This window comes from Herbaspirillum sp. BH-1, from assembly GCF_002870055.1.
Classification (GTDB): Bacteria; Pseudomonadota; Gammaproteobacteria; order Burkholderiales; family Burkholderiaceae_D; genus Herbaspirillum; species Herbaspirillum frisingense.
The window spans coordinates 77,764-92,231 of the sequence record NZ_PKOI01000001.1 but is presented as its reverse complement, the minus strand read 5'-3'; the positions used below and the strand labels follow the sequence as shown (position 1 = coordinate 92,231).

13 protein-coding genes are annotated in these 14,468 nt (G+C 63.0%); 6 read left to right on the top strand and 7 right to left on the bottom strand.

The annotated features are described in order from the left end of the window. The first annotated feature begins 128 nt into the window (after positions 1 to 128). Both HBH1_RS00505 and HBH1_RS00500 read left to right on the top strand, forming a co-directional pair. On the top strand, positions 129 to 899 hold the full coding sequence (locus HBH1_RS00505) for an SDR family oxidoreductase (protein ID WP_102661171.1): 771 nt from the start codon (positions 129 to 131) through the stop codon (positions 897 to 899). A 171-nt stretch (positions 900 to 1,070) separates the two neighbouring features. After that, positions 1,071 to 2,618 (top strand): lyase family protein, encoded by a 1,548-nt coding sequence (locus tag HBH1_RS00500; RefSeq protein ID WP_102661170.1) that lies wholly within the window; start codon positions 1,071 to 1,073, stop codon positions 2,616 to 2,618. 37 nt (positions 2,619 to 2,655) lie between these two features. Here HBH1_RS00500 and HBH1_RS00495 read toward each other — a convergent pair whose 3' ends face one another. The 4 genes from HBH1_RS00495 to HBH1_RS00480 all read right to left on the bottom strand — a co-directional run bounded on the left by HBH1_RS00495 (position 2,656) and on the right by HBH1_RS00480 (position 6,725). After that, a complete protein-coding gene (locus HBH1_RS00495; protein WP_077237693.1) occupies positions 2,656 to 3,666 on the bottom strand; it encodes a succinylglutamate desuccinylase/aspartoacylase family protein in 1,011 nt (336 codons plus the stop codon). Between the two features lie 103 nt (positions 3,667 to 3,769). Further along, positions 3,770 to 4,639: a transporter substrate-binding domain-containing protein gene (locus tag HBH1_RS00490; RefSeq protein ID WP_102661169.1), complete on the bottom strand. Its 870-nt coding sequence runs from the start codon at positions 4,637 to 4,639 to the stop codon at positions 3,770 to 3,772. 23 nt (positions 4,640 to 4,662) lie between these two features. Continuing rightward, positions 4,663 to 5,493, bottom strand: a complete 831-nt coding sequence (locus tag HBH1_RS00485) for an ABC transporter substrate-binding protein (RefSeq protein ID WP_233207477.1) — start codon at positions 5,491 to 5,493, stop codon at positions 4,663 to 4,665. Between the two features lie 302 nt (positions 5,494 to 5,795). Next, the gene (locus tag HBH1_RS00480) at positions 5,796 to 6,725 is read right to left on the bottom strand and encodes a LysR substrate-binding domain-containing protein (protein WP_102661168.1); all 930 of its coding nucleotides are present in this window, start codon (positions 6,723 to 6,725) and stop codon (positions 5,796 to 5,798) included. Between the two features lie 100 nt (positions 6,726 to 6,825). On the opposite strand from HBH1_RS00480, the gene HBH1_RS00475 reads away from it, so the two are divergent. The 3 genes from HBH1_RS00475 to HBH1_RS00465 all read left to right on the top strand — a co-directional run bounded on the left by HBH1_RS00475 (position 6,826) and on the right by HBH1_RS00465 (position 9,475). After that, on the top strand, positions 6,826 to 7,989 hold the full coding sequence (locus HBH1_RS00475; RefSeq protein WP_102661167.1) for a trans-sulfuration enzyme family protein: 1,164 nt from the start codon (positions 6,826 to 6,828) through the stop codon (positions 7,987 to 7,989). Positions 7,990 to 8,057: 68 nt separating this feature from the next. Then, positions 8,058 to 8,708, top strand: a complete 651-nt coding sequence (locus HBH1_RS00470) for an amino acid ABC transporter permease (protein WP_077237688.1) — start codon at positions 8,058 to 8,060, stop codon at positions 8,706 to 8,708. Next, the gene (locus tag HBH1_RS00465; protein WP_102661166.1) at positions 8,705 to 9,475 is read left to right on the top strand and encodes an amino acid ABC transporter ATP-binding protein; all 771 of its coding nucleotides are present in this window, start codon (positions 8,705 to 8,707) and stop codon (positions 9,473 to 9,475) included. Before HBH1_RS00470 ends, HBH1_RS00465 begins: the two co-directional genes overlap by 4 nt. A 20-nt stretch (positions 9,476 to 9,495) precedes the next feature. Here HBH1_RS00465 and copD read toward each other — a convergent pair whose 3' ends face one another. The 3 genes from copD to HBH1_RS00450 form a co-directional block, all read right to left on the bottom strand. Beyond that, a complete protein-coding gene (gene copD / locus HBH1_RS00460) occupies positions 9,496 to 10,389 on the bottom strand; it encodes a copper homeostasis membrane protein CopD (protein WP_102661165.1) in 894 nt (297 codons plus the stop codon). Beyond that, positions 10,386 to 10,760, bottom strand: coding sequence for a copper homeostasis periplasmic binding protein CopC (gene copC / locus HBH1_RS00455; protein WP_102661164.1), 375 nt, complete (start codon positions 10,758 to 10,760; stop codon positions 10,386 to 10,388). The genes copD and copC overlap by 4 nt, the downstream gene beginning before the upstream one ends. A gap of 136 nt (positions 10,761 to 10,896) precedes the next feature. Further along, entirely contained in the window at positions 10,897 to 11,805 is a 909-nt protein-coding gene (locus tag HBH1_RS00450) for a LysR family transcriptional regulator (protein ID WP_102661163.1), read from the bottom strand. Positions 11,806 to 12,688: 883 nt separating this feature from the next. On the opposite strand from HBH1_RS00450, the gene HBH1_RS00445 reads away from it, so the two are divergent. After that, positions 12,689 to 14,419, top strand: coding sequence for a methyl-accepting chemotaxis protein (locus HBH1_RS00445; RefSeq protein ID WP_102661162.1), 1,731 nt, complete (start codon positions 12,689 to 12,691; stop codon positions 14,417 to 14,419). Positions 14,420 to 14,468: the final 49 nt, after the last annotated feature.

Here is a 14,468-nt window from a genome sequence, read left to right as displayed (position 1 = left end):
TGATTATCATCAACATCGACAGGAATTACGATTTCCTCACGTTGACCGGGCAGCCTTTGGCTTCCCGACCGGCACCGGCGCGCTACAGCGGCGCCGCCCCCTGAACATTCCTTTGAGGAGAATTGAACATGAGCACATCTACACATCAGCCCCTCGCTGCAGCCCCCTCCCTGAACCTCGCCGGCAAGAAGGTGGTGGTGGTCGGCGGCAAGAGCGGCATCGGCCTGGGCATTGCGCAGGCGGCGCAGGCAGCGGGGGCGCAGGTCGTGGTTGCCAGCCGCCGGGTGGCGACCATTCAGGAACGCGCAGACCTGGGCAACTTCGAACAGGTCAGCCTAGACATGCGCGACGAAGCCTCGGTACGCCAGGCCTTCGCGGGCATCGGTGCCTTCGATCACCTGGTCGTGACCGCCGCACCCGACATCGGCAGCTGGGGCGGCTTCATGGACGCCGACATGCAAGGCGCGCGCAGCTACATGGAAGGCAAGTACCTCGGCAGCTGGGCCTGTGCCCGCCATGCCGCGCCGCTGCTGCGTGCCGGGGGCTCGATCACCTTCCTCAGCGGTGGCCTGGCGGTACGTCCCAAGCCCGGCTTCGCGGCCGTCACACCTGCCTTTGCAGCCGTGGAAGCCCTGTCGGCCGCGCTGGCCATCGAACTGGCACCGACCCGCGTGAACACCCTGCGCCCCGGCTTCACCGATACCGACATGTGGGGCTTCCTGCCGGCCGAGGTGCGCGCCGGCCTGAAGGAGAAAGTGGCCGCAGCATTCCCGGCCCGCCGCGTCGGCCGCGCCGAGGACATCGGCCATGCCGCCCTGTTCCTGATGACCAATCCCTACGTCACCGGCACCGTTGTGGAAGTCTCCGGCGGCGAAACCCTGGTCGACAGCGTGTCCTGAGGCGCCTTGCCCGGCAGGCGCAGGGGGCGGCCATCCCGGCAGCACCTTGCGCCTGGGTGGTCAGCCGAGGCGGGACAAAACAGAATCGCCATTGCCAGATAAGATTGGCACCCGGCAAACCCGGTTTGCCCTCTCAACAACGATCATCGCCAAAGACCCACGGAGACCCAGGTGTACAAACTTTCCACGATTGCCCTTGCCAGCGCCCTGCTGGCCCTGACGGCCCCGCTGCATGCCCAGCAACAGCAGCAACCGCAGCCACCACAGCCACAACAGCAGCAGCAACGCCACGACGAATTCTTCTGGCTGGGCGAGATCAACAAGGCCACTGCCGTCATCAATACCGACGAAGGCCTGCTGGAAAAATCGATGACCCCGCTCATCGTCAAGGGCATCCGCAAGGTATTGGCCGATGCCGAACAGCCGGGCGCCAAGCGCCCTACCCTGGTCATCAGCTTCGAGCCGCTGCTGATCCAGGCGGCCGGCCCGCAGATCACCTTGCTGCATGCCGGCCGCTCCAGCCAGGACATGCTGGCCACCATGCGCTCGGCCATCCTGCGCGACGACATGCTGGCCCTGGCGACCCAGCTCAATGCCACCACCGCAGCCCTGGTGAAGCTGGCAGCGCGCCAGCGCGACACCATCGTGCCCAACTACACCAACGGCGTAGCGGCCCAGCCCAACAGCTATGGCCACTACCTGCTGGGATTTGCTGCGGCGCTGGACCGCGATGCCCAGCGCATCCGCGAGGCCTATGTCCGCATCGACCGTTCCTCGATGGGAACCACCGTGCTCAACGGCACCAGCTGGCCACTGAACCGCCAGCGCATGGCCGACTATCTGGGCTTTGGTGCCATCGTCGACAACGCCTACGATGCCTCGCAACTGTCGGCGGTGGATGAGCCGGTGGAAGCCGGCGCGGTGGTCTCGTCCATCGCCCTGCATGCCGGCACCTTCATCCAGGACGTGATGACGCAGTATGCCCAGCCCCGTCCCTGGATACTGCTGCAGGAAGGGGGCGAGAACACCTACGTCTCCTCGGCCATGCCGCAGAAGCGCAATCCGGGCCTGCTCAACAGCACCCGTCGCGATGCCACCACGGTACTCACCGAAGGCATGGGCGCAGCCCTGCAGGCGCACAACATCCCGCCCGGCATGAGCGACCCCAAGGACGTGAAGGCCAACAAGGCCATGGTCCTCAATGCGGCCAAGGTCCTGAAGAACTGGGAGAGCATCCTCAACGCCCTGGTCATCGATCCCAAACGTGCGCTGGAAGAACTCAACAGCGACTGGACCGCCTCCCAGGAACTGGCCGACGTGCTGATGCGCAAGTACAAGCTGCCGTTCCGGGTGGGCCATCATTTTGCGTCGGAGGTGGTGGAATATGCCAAGGCCAACGATATCCGTCCGCTGGACTTCCCCTACGCCCAGGCGCAGCGCATCTACACGCAGGCGGTACTCAATTCCGAATTCCCGCAGGTGTTGCCGATGTCGGAGCAGGAGTTCCGCAGCACCCTGGACCCGGTTGCCATCGTGCGCAATCGCGCCACCGTGGGCGGCCCGCAACCGGCCGAGATGGACCGCATGCTGCGCGAGGCCAATGAACGGGTGAGCCGCCAGGACACCTGGATCAAGGCGCGCCAGCAGCATATCCGGACCTCGCTGGAGAAGCTGGATGCGGACTTCGATCGGCTGGGGGCAGCGGCCGGGGTCAGGTGATCTCGTCCGGCCTGGTCAGCGGGCACATGGCAGCGCCTCAGAGTGAGGACTTGCGCTCGCTGGCCAGCTGGAAGATGCAATCGCCGCGTCTGACCTGGGCAATGGCGCGCTTGCAGACGATCTCGCCATCGGCGGCAAAACTCACCGTCTCGGGCGGGCGCACCGGATTGTCGGGGAAGTGGATCAGGGCCGCCGCCTGCCCTTGCCTGACCACTTCGCCCAGCTCGGCCAGCGGTTCATAGACGCCGTGGTCCATGGCGTAGACATAATGCCGGTTGCGGTCGATGGCCATCAGCCGCGCATCGGCGGGTGGTCGCGGCGGCACCAGCTTGCCCTGCAACAGCCCGATATAGCCCAGCAGATGCAGCACACCCTGCATGCCCTGCCGCACCAGAGCGGCATCGACACCACCACCGCCACCCAGTTCGGTCAGGAAACAGATCGCCCCCTGGCGGCGCGCCGCAGCGGTGACATTGACCGGGTTGGGCTGGTACAGGAAGGCCTTGGGAAGACCGAAGGCCTTGAGCAGGCCGGTGACCTTCTGTTCCTCTTCCGCATCGCGTGGTTCCAGGCCCATCATGTTGGCGCCGTCGTACATCAGTGAACTGCCGCCGGAATGCAGGTCCAGCATGTAATCGGCACGGGCCAGCAACACATGTTCGATGTAGTGGGCGATCACCTGCGAGGGAGTGCCGGCGGGATCGCCTGGATAGAGCCGGTTGAGATTGCCGTCATCCAGCGGCGAGGTCCGCAGACCGGCCTCGGCGGCCGGGGCATTGGCCATGGGCAGGAGGATCAATTGCCCAGTGACCATCTCGGTCTGGATCTCGCGGATCATCCGCGAGACGATGATCTGTCCTTCGTATTCATCGCCGTGGGTACCCGCGCTGACGATGACCACCGGTCCCTCGCCGCGCTTGATCGAAGCCACCGGAATGGGCAGCCAGCCGTAGGCAGACCGGTGGACGGAGTGCGGAAGCCGCAGAAAACCGATCTGCTTGCCGTCGGCATCGAAATCGACGTCGCTCTTGATGGGATTGCTTGCCATGTGATGTTCTGATGTTCTGATGTATTGGATGTATTGGATGTATCGGATGTATCCGGCGTATCGGATGCTTCAGGTATTGAGGAACACGCCGGATCTGCGCGGATCAGTGATTGATCGCCTTCTTCATGTTGCCGACCATGTCGTAGTCCGGGCTGACATAGCGCTGCGCGATCTTCTGCAACGTGCCATCCGCGATCATGTCGGTGATCGCCTTGTCCATGGCGGCCTTGAGTGCGTCGGTGTGCTTGGGCAATACGGCTGCACCGAGCGAATAGACCAGCGGCGCACCGACCGTCTTTACCGGGAGGTTGTTGATGGTCTTCATCTTGTAGCCGTTGAAATAGGAGTCGATCACCGAATCCAGACGGCCGCTCACCAGATCGTTGTAGAGGAAGCCGCCCCCTTCGTAGGCGCGTACCTGCGAGTCCGGGAGGTTCTTGTGCGCCCACATTTCATTGGCGGTGCCGGCACTGGCGCCAACGCTCTTGCCCTTCAGGCTGGCGCGGTCACGGATATCGGTATTGCTGGCATTGACCCAGATACGGAAGTCCTGCACCGTGTAGGGCAAGGTGAAATCCACCACCTTTTCCCGCTCCGGCGTGCGCGCCATGCTGTTGACGACGACGTCGTATTTGCGCGCATTGATGCCTTCGACGAAGTTCTTGAACTTGTCAGCGATGAACTCGATCCTGGCCACGCCGATGCGGCGGAAGATTTCGCGGGCCACCGCTACGTCATAACCATCAGGCTGGTTCTTGTCGTCCAGGTAGCTCCAGGGCGGGCTGGTCTGGGTATTGGCGATCCTGACCACCCCGGCCTGCTGCAGGCGGCTCAGGGAATCGTCAGCGGCTGCCTGCGCCGACGGCATCGGCAGCATCAGTACCGCGCCCGCCGCCAGGCCCAGTATTAGTGTTAATGTCAGTGTGGGCAGCCTCAGCAGCAGCCGCAGCGACCTGCGCAAGGTATTCTCCATGGATGGCTCCTTTTCCTCGGGCGTTACTGCTGTCTGAGAGCGCGCTGGATGTCGCCCACCATGTCGAACTCGGGTCCGACCCAGCGTCGTGCCAGCCGGTCCAGTGTGCCATCGCGGGTCATGTCGGCAATTGCCTTGCTGACCGCGTCCTTCAGTGCCGGCTGCCCCTTGACCATGGCCGGTGCGGAAAGCTGGTAGATCAGGACCGGCCCGACTTCCTTGATCGGCAGCTTGTTGACGTTGGCGTATTTCATGCCGCCGAAATGGGAGCTGATGACCGCATCGATACGCCCGTTGCCCAGGTCATTGAACACGAAACCGCCATTGTCATAGGTGCGGATATCGGACTCCTTCAGATGTGCACGGGCCCAGGTCTCGTTACTGGTGCCGGTGGTGACACCGACCTTCCTGCCCTTGAGATCGGGCTGATCCTTGATGGTGGAATTGCTGGACAGGACGAAGATGCGGAAGTCCTCCACGCCGTAGGGCGCCGCGAAATCGACCTGCTTCTCGCGTTCCGGCGTTGGCGTCAGGTCATTCATGACCAGGTCATACTTGCCGGCCTTGAGTCCCTCGACGAAATTCTTGAAGCTGTCGGCCACGAACACTACCTTGGCCACGCCGATGCGCCGTGCCACTTCCTTGGCGACCTCCACGTCATAGCCTGCCGGCTGCAGCTTGTCGTCGATCAGGCTCCAGGGCGGGCTGCTCTGGGTGTTGGCAATGCGGATCACGCCGGCCGCCCGTGCACTGGCCAGGATATCGGCCGGGATATTCTGTGCCACCGTCGTGCCGGCGGCCAACCCCAATAGCGCCGACCCGCATAGTTTCAACATGAAATGACGCATTTGCATGGTGCTGCTCCCCTCGATGATTGATGAATGTCGAGGCCCATTTTGCGGCGCTGCCGGTGCCCCGGCAATGAGAGCGGGTTTCTAACCTGATAAGCAGAACTTATAGAGTGTGCACCGAACAGGCCAGGGATTTTGCAATGCCGCACCAGCACCGGGCAGCCGTAAAGGAGAACGCGGCTGGCCTCAACCCCTTACGCCACGTGAGGAGAAGGTGGCTTGCAGTCCCAGCCTGGGTCCATGCAGGCTGCCGATTTGCACAGAGGATGTGCGCGACGCACCATTACGGACAGGCCAGGACCTGTTCAGAACGCACTCGGCTTCTGATACAGCACCTGACGCAGCGCGTTCATGTCCGACTCCATCTGGATGCGCATGACACGCAGCAATTCCTTGGCATTTTCGGACATGGGAACGCCAGGGCGAAATACCAGCAAGGCGGTGAAGTGGGCTGCGACTTCCATCGGTTTCAGGCGCAGGCCCCGAGTGACGTAGTCCAGCGCCAGGATGGGATGGACCATGCCCATGCCGACCCCGCGCAGAGCGAACTCGCAGACCGAATTGGAATAGGGTGTCTCCAGGATGGGGCGCAGCACCTTGCCCTGCTGGATCAGTTCCTGCTCCAGCCGACGGCGACTGGCATCCTCCGGATTGAGAGCGATGAAGGGATGCTCCAGCAGGTCATCGGCCGTGATGAGCGGCTTGCCGGCAAGCGGATGGCGATCGTTCATCACGATCACCCCCGGCACGCTCATGAACTGCGAATGCTCCAGCCCGGACACTGCCAGCTCATCAGCCATCAGGCCGAAGTCCAGCTGCCCGGCGCTGACCTGCTGGTAGACCTCGCGCGAACTCATGATCTGGAACGACATCTGCACGCGCCGCTCGGCCAGGCCGAAGGCGGCGATGGCGCGTGGCATGAAGCCTATCCCCAGTGCAGGAAAGGAAGCGATGGCCAGGCGCCCGAGGCCGAACGAGCGCAAGCTGCGGATGCGGTGCTCGATCATCTCGAAGCCGGCGAAGCAGCGGTCGACCTCCACGATCAGGGCCAGTGCCTCCTGCGTAGGTACCAGCCGGCCGCGCGTGCGCTCGAACAGACGCAGTTCGGAAGAAGCCTCCAGCTTGCGGATCGACTGGCTGATGGCCGGTTGCGATACGTTCAGTAAAGCCGCTGCCTTGCTGGTCGTACCGGCCCGCATGACGGCCCGGAAGACCTGGATATCTCGCATGTCCATGTATAAGTATCGCTTATAGAGTTAGTGGCGCCTGCTGTTGCTGGTCCCTTCCGGCTTGCGGATACTGAGACCGTCTTTTTTACATTAACAAAATAATCGCATGAGCACGAACACTCCGACCTCCCAGCAAGAAGCCTTCGCCAGCCTGTCTCCTGCGGTGATGCGCGCCTCCACCGTGGTCTTCGACAATTTCGAGGATTTCGTCCAGCGCAAGCAGCGCCAACCCGACGGTTTCAGCTATGGCGTGACCGGGACTCCCACCGCCCGCCTGCTGGAACAGAAAGTGGCGCAACTGGAGAATGGCCGCCACTGCGTCATCGCCCCCTCCGGGGCAGCGGCATTGATGACGACCGTCATGGGCTTCGTACGGGGCGGTGACCACCTGCTGGTCTCGGCGGCCTGCTACGGCGCGCTCAAGAGCTTCGCCGAGAAATGGCTGGCGCGGATGGGCGTGGAGGTCGAGCTGTATCGTCCCGACATGGGCGCCGACATCGAAGCGCTGATCAAGGACAATACCCGCATGATCTGCATGGAGGCCCCCGGCACCGTGACCATGGAAATGCAGGACATCCCGGCCATCACTGCGGTGGCCCGTCAACGCGGCGTGCTGACCATGCTCGACAATACCTGGGCCAGTCCTCTTGGCTTTGCCGGTCTCGACCATGGGGTGGACTTCAGCATCCAGGCGGCCACCAAGTTCCTTGGCGGACATTCCGATGTGCTCATGGGCTGCATCAGCATGAATGATCATGCCCACTATGACATCCTGCGCGAAACCCAGAGCATCCTGGGCCAGCAGGTCAGCCCGGAAGATTGCTTCCTGGTACTGCGTGGACTGGAAACCCTGAAGCTGCGGGTGGCCGCGCAAGGCAGTGCCACCCTGCAGGTGGCGCGCCATCTGGCACAGCATCCGATGGTAGAGCGCATGATGTATCCGCCGCTGGAGTCCGACCCGGGCCACGCACTCTGGAAACGCGACTACCGGACCCATGGCTGCCTGTTCTCGATGATCCTCAAACCGGGGCCTGAGCAGGCCTTCAACAGCTTCTTCGACAGCTTGCAGCACTTCGTCATCGGCGCCAGCTGGGGTGGCGTGCATAGCCTGGCGGCCTACTATCCGGCCGCACTGCAGGCCAATCGCGCCTTCCCGGCAACCGATCAGCCGGTGGTACGGCTGTCGATCGGACTGGAAGACAGCACATTGCTGATCGCCGATCTCGACCGGGCGCTGGCCGCGTATGCACAAGCACAGACACCGGGCTGATCGATTCATGACTGACAAAAACGAGGGCGACATCGGAGGCGATGTCCGCCATCGCAGGGAGGAGGAGTATGGTTGATTTGTTCCTGAGGGCGCTGCCGCTGCTGGAAAAGGCAGTGCTGGTCACGCTGGGCCTGGGGCTCGGTTCATTCCTGCTGGGCTCGGCATTGGGCATGCTGATCGCCCTGGCCCGCATTTCCGACTGGCGGCCGCTGCGCTGGCTGGCCTTTGCCTATGTCTCGATATTTCGCGGCACGCCGCTGCTGATCCAGATTCTGCTGATCTACTTCGGCCTGCCCAACTACGGCATCACCATCGACCCGATCCCGGCCGCCTTGTTGGCGCTCACGCTGTTCTCGGCCGCCTATCTGAGCGAGAACTTCCGCTCGGGCATCAATGCGGTGGACCGTGGCCAGTGGGAAGCCGCCTGGTCCATGGGCATGGGGTACTGGAAGACCTTGCTGCGGGTGATCCTGCCGCAGGGCTTGCGCATCGCCATCCCGCCGCTGGGAAGCCGCCTGATCGCGCTGATGAAGGACACCTCGCTGGCCTCCACCGTCACGGTGGTGGAACTGACCCGCGTAGCCGACCAGCTGGGTGCAACCACCTTCCGCTACATGGACATGTTCATCATCGTCGGGACCATCTACTGGATCATCAATCAACTGCTCACCCTGCTGCAGACCTGGCTGGAAGAGACACTGTCGAGGCGCTATCAATGAACCAAGCCGCACAATGTACCGTCCGCGTGCGCGGACTGGCCAAGGCCTTCGGCACCAATCAGGTGCTGCGCAACGTCAACCTGGAAGTCGCGCGCGGCGAGGTGGTGGTCATCATGGGGCCGTCCGGGTCCGGCAAGACCACCTTCATCCGTTCGCTGAACCTGCTGGAACTGCCCGATCGCGGCAGTATCGAGATCTGCGGCGTGGAGCTGGCCGAACCGGCGGCACTGCCACCACGCGAGCGCCGTCGCAAGACCCTGCAGATCCGCCAGCAGACGGCGATGGTGTTCCAGTCCTTCAACCTGTTTCCTCACATGACGGCCTTGCAGAACGTGATCGAGGGGCTGGTCTCGGTCAAGGGCGTGGCCCGCGAAGAGGCAAGGCGACGCGGCCTGGCGCTGCTGGGCAAGGTGGGACTGGCGGAGAAGGCCGATGCCTATCCCGGCAAGCTCTCCGGAGGCCAGAAACAGCGCGTGGCGATCGCACGCGCCCTGGCCATGGAGCCCGAAGTGATCCTGTTCGACGAACCGACCTCGGCACTGGACCCTGAGTTGCGCGACGATGTGCTCAACGTCATGCGTGAACTGGCCAAGGAAGGCATGACCATGCTGGTGGTCACGCATGAAACCCGCTTTGCCCGGGACGTGGCTGATCGCATCGTCTTCATGGAGGGCGGGCATGTGCTGGAAGATACGACGCCGGAACACTTCTTCGGCGCCCAGGCCAGCGAACGCTGTCGCCAGTTCCTGGGTCGCCTGCACGATTGAGACCGGCTCTGGCTGCAGCCTCAGTCCGGCTGCAGCATCCCCAGCCAGGCCAGCAGTGCCATGACCAGCAGCGACAGCAGGATCTCCAGCCAGGTCAGGCGTGCCAGCAGCGCCAAGGCGCGCGGTTGGCGGCGTAGTGCCGGCACCAGTCCATAGCGGTTGAAGAGTGCCACCAGCACCATCGCGCCCACCAGCACGCACTTCAGTGCCAGCAGGCGCTGGTAGGCAAACGACCAGTCCAGCGGCAAGCCGCCGAGGATGAAACAGCTATTGACCAGGCCGGTCAACCACACCAGCGCGACCACGCCATGCCCGGCGGTGGAAAAGCGGCGCAGGATGGTCACCGCCTGTGCTGTCTCGGCCGCCGGCCCGCCACGCTGCAGGCGCGGCAATACCAGCAGCACCACCGGCAAGGCGCCGCCCCAGGCGCCCACCGCCCAGACATGCAGCACGTCGTTGGCCTGGTGAAGCAAGCCGGGCCAGCCCTGGTGCATGGCTGCGTGGCCGGTCAGGGAGAGTCCCGCCAGGAGAATGGCACTGGCCAGCAGGCTGGCGCGCTGGGCCAGGGTGATCCGGAACAGACCGGCCGCCAGCAGCAGGACCAGCGCACTCAGCTGGCACCACCATGCCGTACCGATCGAGGTGCCATTGGCGACCGCCGCCAGCATCTGCATTCGCAGTGCGTCAGGCCAGCCCTCGCCCAGGATCGCCGCCTGCAGCGGCAAGGTGCCGACCACGGCCAGCAGGATCAGGGTGCAGAGGACACGGCGGCACAGCGCCAGACGCTGCCACAATGCATCGCGCAAGGGCTGCGGCACCAGCACCAGCAGCATCAGCGTCATTCCCCACAGCAACAGCGCGGCGCCGTCCAGCAGCAGGCGGCACAGCCCCAGCAGCGCTACCGCGCCACTCAAGGGGCGACGGTGAAGTGGTAGCTTCCCTCGGTCTTGTGACCGTCAACCGAGAGCACATGCCATTGCACGGTGTACTTGCCTGCGCCCAGATGCGACGGCACCGAGACCATCAGCGACTTGCCCTGGTCCATCAGCATGGCCTGGCCCAGCTTGATTTCCTGTTGATCAGGGCCCAGCAGCTTGAGGCCGCTGAAGTTCAGGTTCAGGCCTTCGGTAAACACCAGCATCAGATCGGCAGGAGCGGCCGCAGCGGCTACCACCGCCTGGTCGGCGGGTGCCGCAGACTTGAGATGGGCATGTGCCCAGGCCGATGAGGTGAAGGCGAGGCTGGCCAGCAGGGCCAGGGGGAGGAGATGGCGGAGTTTTTTCATGTTGTGGGTCTGGCTGGAGATGACTGGAAGACTGAATGACTGAGCGAAAGAAGCAATGCCTGTGGATGAGGCAGGGTCAATAGCTTACTCCGCTGGCGCAAGCACGCCCGCGACAAATTGTCGCAGCCATACAGACTCAGCCAGAAGCCGCAGCACAGACGGGCATGGCGTGCAGCGGGAGGATCGATGCAAAGTAATGCTCGATATGATCCAGGCACTGCCGCACCTTGGCCGGCATGTTGTCGCGATGACGCACGGTCACAAAGATGTCGAAACCGCCCAGCGACCATTGCGGGAGCACCTGGCGCAGTCGTCCGCTCTGGAGATCCTCGTCGATCTTGTTGTGCAGCAGGCGCGCAATGCCGTGACCATCGAGCGCCAGAAAGCGCAGGGAGCGGGCATGATTGGCGCTGATGCGCGGTTGCAGGCGCACGCGCACGGTGCCTGAGGCCTCGTTGGAAAATTCCAGGAAACAAGGTTCGCCATGGGGATTGAAGAGCAGGAAATCATGCTGCAACAGATCCACCGGCGAGTGGATGGGTGGCCGGCTCTCAAGGTATTCCGGCGAGGCGCACAGGACGTCGGCGAAGCGTCCGAGGAAGATGTCGCCCGGCTGGCGATTGCGACCTGCACGCAGTGCCAGATCGATGCGGTGATCGATCAGGTCGATGTTGTGATCGGCCACTTCGAAGCGCAACTTGATCTTGGGATTGTGCTTGATGAAATCATGCAGCGCCGGAATCAGGTATCGGGTGGACATGAAACTCGATACGGCGATGCGCAACTCTCCCACCATCTCGTTGTTCAGTACCGCAACACTTTGCTCGGCTTCGCTGGCGGCGGTGACGATGTGCGCGCAGTGCTTGTAGAACAGCGTACCCGCTTCGGTCAGACTGAGCTTGCGGGTGGAGCGATTGAGCAGCGTCGCCTGCAATGACAACTCAAGCATCCTGACATGCTGGCTGACCGAAGAGGTGGTCAGGCCCAGGGCTTTGGCGGCGCGCGAAAAAGCACCCAGTTCCACCACGCGCGCAAACGTGGCCATTCGCGCGAGATCGTCTATTCCAAGTTTTCTCATTGATTCACTATGCTGATGCGACCGCGCCCGAATCCGGTTGCGGCGCAATGCGAGTTTTTTCTATCGCAACATGATATGGATGAACTTATTCCCTTAAATGACGGATTGTACGGAATAGCAATTCTTCTCTAGATGTGAGTCGGCCATATTGCCGGTGGAAAAGGCAGGCCGTACAAGGACCAGGACATCGCCTGGGCCGGCTCGGGTGACAAGACGGCATCAAGGCCGACAGGATTGCGTCGGCAGCACGCGATCCGGATGGCGGATCGACCAGCTCGGCAGCAAAGCTGCATCAACTGCGGAATGTAATACAGGAGGGGGGGATTGATTAGGGCGCAAAAATTAAACAAATAGTTAATTTAACTTGATAGTTTCCACACGGATACGGCAGCGTGCCGTGCCGCTACGAAGTCACGGCAATCCTTGCTCCCGGCCGCTTCGGCCGGTCGAGTGCGGGGAGGCGAGCCATTGCGCCAACCCGGCAGGCGCACCGGAATGCATTCATGGACCAACTGAAGCGGGCCTCACGGCCCTGCATTCCACGGTTTTTACAAACAGTTTTTCAGGCTGCATGGGACTAAACAGGGATGCTCATCTGTAATACAGTCCGCTGGCCAGACACGAGAAGAACCAAGGATCGCACGTCGACGGTGAATCTCGGATCACGCCTGGCCTGGAAATTCCCGCTCATCACCCGCAGTACCTCCCTACCCCTCTGGCCGAGGCAAGTCCGATCTCCTGTCCTCCACAGCGATTGGCAGGTTCCCACGCACCTACGCAACCTGGCCCAGACCACATGCACGCGACCGACTGCGATGTCATGCAACTCAATTTGAAATAAGGGGCAGCAATGAACTGGTTCACCAATCTGAAAGTCAGCCACAAACTCCTCGGTGGTTTCTTGGCCGTGGCCACGATCGGCGCCATCATCGGTACCATCGGCATCCTCAAGGCCGGGCAGATCAATGACCTGGCCACCGAGATGTACGAGAAGCAGGTGGTTGGCTTGCGCCATTCTGCCCAGGCCACGCTGGACCTGAGCTCGTCCAATCGCGCCATCCGCAGCGCCATGCTGGCCGAGACTGCCGAAGAACGTGCGAACAGCCTGGATGAACTCGCCAAGCGCCTGGACAATACCGACAAGGCATTGAGCGCAGCCGAACAGCGCTTCAGCACGCCCGAAGGCCTGGCCCTGGTGGGCAAGGCCAGGCAGGCCTTCGAGGCCTATCGGGGTGCCATCACCGCCACGGCCGAGGTGCTGCGCAAGGAATCCCTGGCCGATGGCCGCCAGTCCACCAGCCAGTTGTTCTCCACCGTGCGTCCGCTGGCCAACGAGGCCGAGAAGATGATGGTGCAGATGATGGAGGTCAAGAAGGACAATGCCGACAAGCTCAACGACGAGACCGACCTCATCTATGCCCACATCCGCAGCCTGCTGATCGTGCTGACCTGCGGCGGCGTGCTGTTCGGCGTGGCGCTGGGCCTGTTCATCTCGCGCAACCTGACGCGCCAGCTCGGCGGTGAACCACGCGATGTGGCCGCCGCCGCCGACGCCATCGCCTCGGGCGACCTGAGCACCCATATCGATACCAGCCATGCGGCCCAGGGCAGCGTGGTCAATGCCATGCACATGATGCAGGCGTCCTTGCGCAAGGTGGTGCAGACGGTGCGCACCAGCAGCGAAAGCATCGCCACCGGCTCGCGCCAGATCGCCACCGGCAACCTGGACCTGTCGGCACGTACCGAGCAGCAGGCCAGCGCCCTGGAGGAAACGGCGTCCTCGATGGAAGAACTGACTTCCACCGTCAAGCACAACGCCAACAATGCGCAAGACGCCAAGCAGATGGCCTCCACCGCCTCCACCGTCGCACTGGAAGGCGGCGAGGTGGTGGCCAAGGTGGTCGATACCATGAGCGCCATCAATGACTCCTCGCGCAAGGTGGTGGACATCATCAGCGTGATCGACGGCATCGCCTTCCAGACCAACATCCTGGCCCTCAACGCCGCCGTCGAAGCGGCGCGGGCCGGCGAACAGGGACGCGGTTTCGCGGTGGTCGCCAGCGAAGTGCGCAATCTGGCGCAGCGTTCGGCCGCAGCCGCCAAGGAGATCAAGGCGCTCATCGAAGACTCGGTGGAAAAAGTCAGCGTCGGCGCGCGCCTGGCCGATCAGGCCGGCACTACCATGAGCGGCATCGTGGAGAATTCGCGCAAGGTGACGTCCATCATCGGCGAGATCTCGGCGGCCAGCGTGGAGCAGACCGCCGGCATCGAGCAGATCAACCAGGCCATCATGCAGATGGACGATGTGACCCAGCAGAATGCCTCGCTGGTGGAAGAAGCCGCTGCCGCCTCGCGCGCGCTGCAGGACCAGGCCGATGCCCTGGCCCAGATCGTGAGCATCTTCAACCTGGGACAGAACGCTATCGGCTACCAGGATGCGCCGCGCCCGGCAGCACCGCCGGCCATTACAGCCATCAAAACCACCACTGCCAGCCAGGCGGTGGGCCACGCCGCGCCCCGGCGCCTGAACCATCAGAGTGCCGCGCAGGCGGCGAAAGAGGAGGATTGGGCGACCTTCTGAGCGGGGCGTGGGCTGGTCACGAATGCGCTCAAACGAAGTGCCGCCATCG